The organism is Micromonospora sp., assembly GCF_048594385.1.
Taxonomy (GTDB): Bacteria; Actinomycetota; Actinomycetes; order Mycobacteriales; family Micromonosporaceae; genus Micromonospora; species Micromonospora wenchangensis.
Genome location: NZ_JBMDWU010000603.1, coordinates 1 through 8,693, shown reverse-complemented (window position 1 = coordinate 8,693; position 8,693 = coordinate 1). Strand labels below are relative to the sequence as shown.

Here is an 8,693-nt window from a genome sequence, read left to right as displayed (position 1 = left end):
GGTGGCGCGGCCGCGCAACGGCGCGAAGGTGGGCTCGGCGCGGCGGAAGCGTCGGCCGGGACCGATGTGCCGGTCGGTGGGCGCGGTCGGGACGGTGGCGGCGAAGAGCATCGGGGCGGCGGCCTCGTCGAGTGGGCGGCGCAGCGGGCCCGCGAGCACGGTCTCGATCCGGCGGGCGAGTGGCGGCAGGTCCCGGGAGAGGTCGGTCCTGGTCATCCCGGGGTGGGTGAGCAGGCTGCGTACCGGGGAGCCGGCGGCCCGCAGCCGGCGGTCGAGTTCCAGCCCGAACAGCACGTTGGCCAGCTTGGACGTGGCGTAGGCGCCGGCGGCGGAGTAGCGGCGTTCGGCGGCCAGGTCGGTCAGGTCGAGCCGGCCGAGCCGGTAGAGACCGGAGGAGACGGTGACCACGACCGGGTTCCGGCCGACGGTCAGGGTGGGCAGCAGCCGGACGGTGAGGGCGAAGTGCCCGAGGTGGTTGGTGGCGAACTGGCTCTCCACCCCCTGCGGGCTCAACCGTCGGGGGACGGTGCCGATGCCGGCGTTGTTGACCAGGGCGTCCACCGTGTCGACGTCGCGGTGGAGATCGTCGACGAAGGCGTGGACGGAATCCAGGTCGAGCAGGTCCAACCGGCGGACGACGAGATCGGCCCGGGGGTGGGCGCGGCGGAGTTCGGCCCGGACCCGGGTGCCCTTGGCGGTGTCCCGCACGGCCATCACCACCTGGCCGCCCCGGGCGGCCAGGTGGCGGGTGATCGCCGTGCCGAGGCCGCTGCTGGCGCCGGTGACCACGAAGGTCCGGCCGGACTGGTCGGTGAGATCGGCGGCGGTCCAACCGGGTGCGCGATGCATGGCGAGTGCCTTCCGACAGAAGAGTGGATTACCTATCCGATTCAAGCCCGGATTAAACGGATTGTCAATCCGATCGGATGGGCAATCCGCTGGGTTAGGCTGGCGCGGTGACGACGACACTGCGCGCGGACGCCGCGCGCAACCGCGACCGGGTGCTGGCCACCGCCCGCGCGCTGGTGGCGGAGGGCGACCTGTCGTTGCAGCTCAACGACATCGCCCGGCGGGCCGGGGTCGGGGTCGGCACCGTCTACCGGCACTTCCCGACCCGGCGCGCACTGCTGGAGGCGCTCGCCGCCGACGCCTTCGCCGCCCTGCTCGACCAGGCACAGGCGGCGAGCCACGACGACGATCCGTGGGCGGGACTGCAACGACTGCTGCGCAGCATCCTGCTCGGCCAGCTCACCGAGCCGACCCTCGCCGAAGTGCTTGCGACCAGCCCGGACGAGGACGCCACCGCACCGACCACCACCCGCCGGGCGGAGTTGGCCGCACTCGCCGCGACCGTGCTGGAGCGGGCGACGCGGGCCGGTCAGCTACGCCCCGGACTCACCCTGGACGACCTGCAGCACCTGGTCTGCGGCACCGCGTTCGCCGCCCGGATCGCCGGCGCGCCCGACGACCGGGTCGAGCTGTACCTGGCCGTGCTGCTCGCCGGTGTCCGCGCACCCGACCAGGGTTCACCCCCGCCCGCCTAGCCCGGCCGGACACACGGGTCGGCCACCGTGGACGACGGGCTCTGCGCGGTCCTGCCGTCGACGGCGGTCACCCGTACCGTCCAGGTCACGGCGGACGCCCGGAGCTGACCCACGGTCACCCGGGCGGACGAGCCGTCCACCGTCATCGCCCGGCTCGTCGGGACGCCCCCGGCGGGGGTGTACCGCACCTGCGCGCTGCTGAGCGCACCGCTGCCGGTGGCCCGGACGACCAGGGCGTAGGCGTCCGCACCGCAGCGGACGTGCGCGTCGGCCGACACCGTGAAGGGCGCGGCGAGCTGCGCACCCGTCGTCGGGCGGGGAGCGGCCGACGGCCGGGAGGGTGCCGGCGTCGGACCCGGGACGGCACCTGTCGCGGTGCCGGTCGGTGCACCGCCGGGCGCGGACGGGTCACCGGCACCGCTCGCGTCGGGCCCCGGGGTCGTCCGGGCCGACGGGCCTGCGGTGGCGACGACGGACGGCGTGACCGCCGCCGCACCGGTGGGGACACCGGACGTCACCGACACCTGCCCGGCGTCCCGCCCGGCCGCCGACACCGCCCAGGTGCCGGCCACCACCAGGAGCAGCAACAGCCCGGCGGTCACGGCCATCCGCCGCCGACGCCGCCGGTCGCGGTCCCGGGCCGCGACGCCCGCCGTCCGGGTCGCGGTGGATGTCGCCGCCGCGCCGACCGGGGCCGCCGCGACGCCGATCGGATCCGACCCGCCCCGCCCGGCGGCATCCGACCGACCGGCGACACCGGAGGACCCTTCCGTCGACATCGGATCGGCCGGGGGCGTCGGACCATCGGGCGACGACGGACCGGCGGCCGACGACGGATCAGCCGGTGACGCCAGATCGGCCGGCGACGACGGATCGGGACCGGCCGGAGGGGTCGGCCCGGCGGGGCCGTGGGCTGCGGTGACGTCGGTGGCGTCGCTCCCGACGGTGGGCCCGGACGGGTCGGCGGCGGGACCGCTGCCGGCCGGCAGCTCGGCGGTGGCCTGCACGGAGGTGGAGCCCGCCTCGGCCAGACGCGACCACACCGTCTCGGCCACCACCAGGAACCCCGGCGCGGTGTACGCGGTCAGCAGCGCCGCCGGGTTGCACTGTTCGCGCCGGAGCAGCCCGCACCGTGCGCAGTCGTCGATGTGCCGGGCGAGCCGCTTGCGCAGGACCGGGGTGAGCCGGCCCTGCCAGTCGCCGAGCAGCTCGGCCAGGGCCGGGCAGTCCCGCGCCCCGCTGCGGGCGACGAGCAGCGTGCCGAGCGCCCGTTCGAGCTGCGACCGGGCCCGGGACAGCCGGGCGTGCGCGTGGTTCGTGGGCACCCCCAGGGCCGTACCGATGTCGGCGGAGGAGAGGTCGTGGCGGATCGCCAGGTGAACCACCTCACGGTCGCCGGGGTTGAGCGCGTCGACCGCCAGGTGCACGAGGGCGCGTACCTGGTCGGCGTTGACCCCGGCAGCCGGGTCACCGGTGTCGGCCACCGGCTCGGCCGCCTCCGAGAGCGGCGCGGACCGGGATCGTTCCCGCAACTGCCGCAGGCATTCGCTGCGCACGATCGCGTACAGCCAGGAGCGCAGCCGGTCCGGGTCGCGGAGCTGGTCGATGCGCTGGCCGGCGGTGAGGAACGCGTCGTGGACGGCGTCCGCGGCGGCTTCCGGCTCGTGCAGCATCGTCCGGGCGTACGTGTAGAGCCGGTCGGCGTAGCGCCGGTAGATGCCCTCCAGGCCGATCCGGTCACCTCGCCGGAGCGCCTCGACGAGCGCCCGGTCGTCCTGCGCCATCACGTTCATCCGTGCCCCCACCGCTCGTCGACCGGTTCCAGTACAGCGAAGAAAAAATTCCCCGGGAAGTTTCTGTTGGCATGCCGACCCCGGCGCGCTCCTACCGGTGTCATCGCACCGCCGACACCGGGAGACACCCATGACAACGACACGCTCCGCGACCCGCCGGACCCGCGTCCGCCGGTACCTGACCACCGTAGTGGCGGCGACGCTCGCCGCCGGACTCGTCGCGACCACGGACGCCGGCGCCGCACCCACACCGGGTGGCCCGACCGGGCCGACCGACGCCACCAGTGCCGAGCCGCTGGCCTTCCGGGTCGACCCGGGCCTGGTCGCGCCCCGGCTGCGGCTCGACCCGGTCGGTCGGACCGGCACCGACCGGGAGATCGGCGTGGTGGCCGGGCCGGACGGCAAGCCCGCCGGCCTGGTCCTCGACGAGGTGATGGTGCGGACCGCCGGCCAGGCCGAGTTGGACGCCTTCCTGGCCCGCTGGGGCGGCCAGGTGCTCGACTCGTTCGCACCCGACGCCGAGGGGCAGGACCACCTGGTCCGGGTGGACGTCGCCAAGGCCGACCCGGCCGGGCTGGTCGCCGACCTGCTCGCCGCCGAACCGCGCCAGTCCGGCGGGTTCCGGGTCGGCGACGAGCGGGCCCTGCGCCTGCTCGCGCTGGCCGCCGCCGAGTGGCGGACGGGCACCGAAGTGGTCCTCGACTGGCTGGTGGAGCCGTCCGGTATCGCCGACGGCCAGGTCTTCGAGGCCCCGGACATCGGCAAGAACGTCTTCGACTGGTCGTTCATGCGGGCCGGTGGCGCGCTGGACGTCGGGGTCGCGCCGGCCTGGCAGCTTCTGGAGAGCAAGGGCAGGCTGACCAAGCAGGTGAAGTACCTGGTGCAGGACGGCGGGTTCCAGTTCAACTCCGACTTCCCGAGCAAGGTCTCTCTGCACAAGGTGGAGTGGGGCGAGACCAACACCAACGACTGCACCGGCGGCACGCCCTGCCCGTGGCACGCCACCGACGTGGTGCTCGCCGGGATGGGCCGGGTCGACAACGACTACGGCACCGCCGGACCGGCCGGGCCGGTGGTGCAGGAACTGGTCGCCGTCCGCAACGGCATCGACTACTGGACGGTCCTGCGGCGGCTGGAGAAGGCCGCCGAGTCGACCCACCCGGACGTGGTCAACCTCAGCTTCACCCGGGACGTGAACCTCGGCGTCAGCCATGCCCGCACCTGGACCGACCGGCGGATGAAGCACGTCCGGGACACCGGCGCGCTGATCGTCGCCGCCGCCGGGAACAACGGCACCAACGTCGACGGCGACACCCTCTGGGTGCCCTGCGAGAGCACCCACGTGATGTGCGTGGGTGGGATGAACACGAACGCGACCGTGGCCGGCGGGTCGAACTGGGGCACCAAGGACCTCACCACGTCGGTGGAGATCTACGGTCCGATGTGTGTGCCGGGGTTGACCGACCCGGGTACGCCGGCCGTCAACACCACGAAGACCACCTGCGGCACCAGTGTCGCCTCGCCGTTCGTGGGCGGGGTGGCCGCCCTGGTGATGGCCGCCGACCCGACGCTCACCTCCGAGCAGGTCCGGCAGATCCTCAACGACACCGCGCACGTCGGCGGGCTGGGCGGCAAGGTGACCGGCAGTCAGCGCCGGGTCGACGCGCTGGCCGCCGTCGCCGATGCGCTGGGCGTGACCGTCGGCAAGCCGGCGGTGAACATCAGCACCCCGAAGACCAAGCAGAAGTTCGCGGTGGGCCAGTCGGTCGACCTGTGGGGCACCGCGACCGACTTCCTGGGCAAGGAGATCCCGCTCACCTGGACCAGCAGCATCGACGGTGAGCTGGCGACCGGGTCGCAGACGTTCGTGCCGTCGCTGTCGGCCGGCACCCACGTCGTCACCGCCAGCGCCACCGACAGTCTGGGGCGTACCGGCTCGGCGTCGGTGACCGTCACGGTGGTGGACAGCCCGACGAAGGTGGCCATCATCTCGCCGCCGGCGGGGCTGACCCTCGTCGCGGGGCAGTCGGTCGGGCTGCTCGGCACCTCGAACGACCCGGACGAGTTCGGGCCGGTCCCCGACGCCCAGGTGACCTGGACGGTGCGCCGGGGCAACACGGTGGTCCTGGAGAAGACCGGCCACCAGGCGGTGCTGCCGGCGAACGCGGTCACGCCGGGGGCGTACACGGTGACGTTCGCGACGGCCGGGTCCAGCGTGCAGCGCGCCTTCTCGGTCACCTCGGCCCCGGCCGGGCAGTCCCGGCCGACCGCCACGATCACCAAGCCGGCCACGGCGCTGGACCTGACCACGGTGGAGGCCGGGCCGAAGTCGGTCGCGTTCGCCGGGACCGGCACCGACGCCGAGGACGGCACGGTCGCGGGGACCCGCTTCCGGTGGACCGCGTACGGCGACGGTGGCGTCAAGCAGGTGCTGTGCCAGGGCGGCGGGGTGCCCACCGGCGAGCCCGTCGACGACAAGGGCACGCCGAAGAACTGTGCCTCGTTCACCGCGGCGCTGGCCCAGTTGACCAGCGGGACCGCCACCACCACCTGGTCGGTGTGGCTGGAGGTCTTCGACGCGACGGGGCTGGTCGGCACGGATTCCGTGCCGGTCCGCATCCAGCACCTCGTCGGCTGACCGACCCGTACCGGCGGGGGCCGGGCACCGCCCGGCTCCCGCCCCGATCCGACCCTGACCGGGGACCGGCCGGTTCCCGGACCGTACGTACTCAAGGAGAGAACACCATGCGTGGACAAACGTGGACGCGGCGGACGGTAGCCCTGGGGGGTGCCCTGCTGAGCGCGGTCGTGCTCGGGCAGGTCGCGCTCAGCGGGCCGGTGGCGGCGGTGCCCGGCCTGCAGTTCCGCACGACGGTCGGGCCGAGCAACAGCGTCGCCAAGTCGCAGAACGCGGTCTGCCCGACCGGCACCTCGGTCATCGGCGGTGGCGGCGCGATCAGCGGGTCGGGGCTCGGCCAGGTAGGCATGGACATCGTGCAGCCGCTGGCCAACGCCGGGCTCTACTCGGTGACCGGCCGGGAGGACCCCAACGGTGTCGCCGGGAACTGGTCGCTCACCGCGAGTGCGATCTGCGCCCCGGCACCGTCGGGGCTGGAGGTGGTGACCGGCCACTCGGCGGTCAATTCGGTCAACCCGAAGTTCCTGGAGTTGTTCTGCCCGGTGGGCAAGCGGGCGATCGGCGGCGGTGGCGCGGCCGTCGGCTCGGGGGCGAGTGACGTGCTCCTGGAGGACCTGCGGATCGGTCAGACCAGCGTGACGGTGGCGGGGGTCGAGGCCGGCAACTCCTTTGCGGGCAACTGGTCGGTGGACGCCTCGGTGATCTGTGTCGACCCGCTCCCCGGCGAGCAGCGGGTGATCGTGGACAGTGCCGACAACTCCACGGCCAGCCGTGCGGTCACCGCCACCTGCCCGGCCGGCAAGAGCCTGCACGGGGTCGGCGGTGAGATCGTCGGTGGCGAGGGCCAGGTGCGGCTGACCGAGATGCGGCCCACCTCGTCGACCACGGCGACCGTCCGCGCCGCCGAGGACGAGAACGGTTTCAGCGGCAACTGGAAGGTGCGCGCGTACGCCGTCTGCGCGACCTGAGCCGTCGACCGTCGCCAGGCCCTGTCACCGGCTCCGCGACCCGTGCCGCCCGTCGGCGCGGGACCGCGGGGCCGGTGGCGTCGCCGGCCGTCGGATGGCCGAGGGTTGTGTCGACCCTGGTCGGTGAGTAACGTCACGAATCGATGTGACTACTCAGCGTCATGGCAGGAGATGTTCCACATGACCCAGTCCACGCAGACCGAACTGCCTCCCTGGCCGCCGACCACCTCCCCGAACAGCCCGTTCACCCTCCTCGACGACACCGAACGACAGCGGTACCCCGGCCCGGTGACCCGGGTGCTGCTGCCCACCGGCGCCACCGCCTGGCTGGTCAGCCGGCACACCGAGGTACGCCAACTGCTGCGCCACCCGGCGTTCAGTTCCGACCTGAACCGCCCCGGCTTCCCGCTGCTGCGCCCGCTGCCCCCCGAGACGGTGCGGAACTCCCGGGGCGCGTTCCTCCAGATGGACGGCGCGGCGCACACCCGCCTGCGGCGGATGCTGACCGCCGAGTTCATGATCAAGAACGTCCGGCGGATCGAACCGCTGATCCACCGGACCGCCGACGAGGCCCTGGCCGACCTGGCCGCCGCCGGCCCGCCGGCCGACCTCGTGTCGACCGTCGCCCTGCCCCTGCCGTCCAAGGTGATCTGCCACCTGCTCGGCGTCCCCTACGCCGACCACGAGTTCTTCCAGTCGCGCAGCCGTCTGCTGCTCGACCGCCGGGTGCCGGCGGAGCAGCTCCAGCACGCCGCCCAGGAGCTACGGGCATTCCTCCGTTCGCTTGTCGACGCCAAGCGGGCCCGTCCCGACGGCGGGGAGGACCTGCTGGGCCGGTTGGTCCGGGACCGGGTCGAGCCGGGTGAACTCGAGGTCGACGAGCTGGTCGGGATGGCCCTGCTGCTGCTCGTCGCCGGGCACGAGACCACCGCCAACATGCTCGGCCTGAGCGTCCTGCTGCTGACCCGCGACCCCGGCCGGTGGGCGCTCCTGCGCGACCGGCCGGAACTCGCGCCGGGGATGGTGGACGAGTTGCTGCGCTACCTCAGCATCGTCCGGACCGGCTTGTTCCGGGTCGCCACCGAGGACGTCGAGATCGGCGGCCGGACGATCCGGGCCGGCGACGGGGTGATCGCCCTGATCGCCCTGGCCAACCGGGACACCGAGGTCTTCGACGACCCCGACGAGTTCGACCCGTACCGGGAGGCCCACCAGCACGTCGCCTTCGGGTTCGGGGTGCACCAGTGCATCGGGCAACCCCTCGCCCGCGCCGAACTGCGCATCACGCTGGTGGAGCTGGCCCGCCGCTTCCCCGGCCTGCGGGTCACGGCGGACCCGCAGGAGCTGACCACCCGCAACGACTCCATCGTGTTCGGCCTCGACACCCTCCCGGTGACCTGGTGACGCCCGCCCCACGACAGCTACCGGCGGAGACGACGCCGCGGGTGGCCGTCGACCGGGAGCGGTGCTGCGGGGCGGGCAACTGCGTCCTGACCGCCCCGGAGGTCTTCGACCAGGACGACACCGACGGCCTGGTGCTGCTGCGCGACCCCGCACCGCGGGCCGCGTTGCGCGACCGCGTCCAGCGGGCCGTCGACCTCTGCCCGGCGGGGGCGATCCGGATCGGCTGACGGTACGGGGTGGGCGTCCGCCACCTCCATTCACGCCGCGCCGGGGGGGGGGGCCCCGCCCCGGCCCCGGCCCCACCCCCCCGGGCCCCCACACCGCGGGTTTGCTCGAAACCCCGGGG

General features: G+C 73.9%; 7 protein-coding genes. 5 read left to right on the top strand and 2 right to left on the bottom strand.

Features of this window, described 5'->3' with window-relative positions:
• Positions 1-849 (bottom strand): SDR family NAD(P)-dependent oxidoreductase (locus ACOJTC_RS31465; RefSeq protein WP_420119601.1); only part of this gene is annotated, 849 nt, incomplete at its 3' end.
• Positions 850-956: 107 nt separating this feature from the next.
• On the opposite strand from ACOJTC_RS31465, the gene ACOJTC_RS31460 reads away from it, so the two are divergent.
• The gene (locus ACOJTC_RS31460) at positions 957-1,544 is read left to right on the top strand and encodes a TetR/AcrR family transcriptional regulator (protein WP_357935777.1); all 588 of its coding nucleotides are present in this window, start codon (positions 957-959) and stop codon (positions 1,542-1,544) included.
• Here the strand turns inward: ACOJTC_RS31460 and ACOJTC_RS31455 are convergent.
• Positions 1,541-3,328: a sigma-70 family RNA polymerase sigma factor gene (locus tag ACOJTC_RS31455; RefSeq protein WP_420119600.1), complete on the bottom strand. Its 1,788-nt coding sequence runs from the start codon at positions 3,326-3,328 to the stop codon at positions 1,541-1,543. The genes ACOJTC_RS31460 and ACOJTC_RS31455 overlap by 4 nt on opposite strands.
• A 139-nt stretch (positions 3,329-3,467) precedes the next feature.
• Here ACOJTC_RS31455 and ACOJTC_RS31450 point away from each other — a divergent pair, with 139 nt between their 5' ends.
• The 4 genes from ACOJTC_RS31450 (at position 3,468) to ACOJTC_RS31435 (ending at position 8,574) form a co-directional block, all read left to right on the top strand.
• Positions 3,468-5,975 carry a S8 family serine peptidase gene (locus tag ACOJTC_RS31450; RefSeq protein ID WP_420119599.1) on the top strand — a complete coding sequence of 836 codons (2,508 nt, stop codon included), beginning with the start codon at positions 3,468-3,470 and terminating at the stop codon, positions 5,973-5,975.
• Between the two features lie 107 nt (positions 5,976-6,082).
• Positions 6,083-6,943, top strand: coding sequence for a hypothetical protein (locus ACOJTC_RS31445; protein WP_420119598.1), 861 nt, complete (start codon positions 6,083-6,085; stop codon positions 6,941-6,943).
• 180 nt (positions 6,944-7,123) lie between these two features.
• Entirely contained in the window at positions 7,124-8,347 is a 1,224-nt protein-coding gene (locus ACOJTC_RS31440) for a cytochrome P450 (RefSeq protein WP_420119597.1), read from the top strand.
• A complete protein-coding gene (locus tag ACOJTC_RS31435) occupies positions 8,344-8,574 on the top strand; it encodes a ferredoxin (protein WP_307826173.1) in 231 nt (76 codons plus the stop codon). Before ACOJTC_RS31440 ends, ACOJTC_RS31435 begins: the two co-directional genes overlap by 4 nt.
• Positions 8,575-8,693 lie beyond the last annotated feature (119 nt).

Coding starts and splice junctions, on each gene's coding strand:
- ACOJTC_RS31450 (WP_420119599.1), top strand. CDS start 3,468: ATGACAACGACACGCTCCGCGACCCGCCGGACCCGCGTCCGCCGGTAC.
- ACOJTC_RS31455 (WP_420119600.1), bottom strand. CDS start 3,328: ATGGCGCAGGACGACCGGGCGCTCGTCGAGGCGCTCCGGCGAGGTGAC.
- ACOJTC_RS31440 (WP_420119597.1), top strand. CDS start 7,124: ATGACCCAGTCCACGCAGACCGAACTGCCTCCCTGGCCGCCGACCACC.
- ACOJTC_RS31445 (WP_420119598.1), top strand. CDS start 6,083: ATGCGTGGACAAACGTGGACGCGGCGGACGGTAGCCCTGGGGGGTGCC.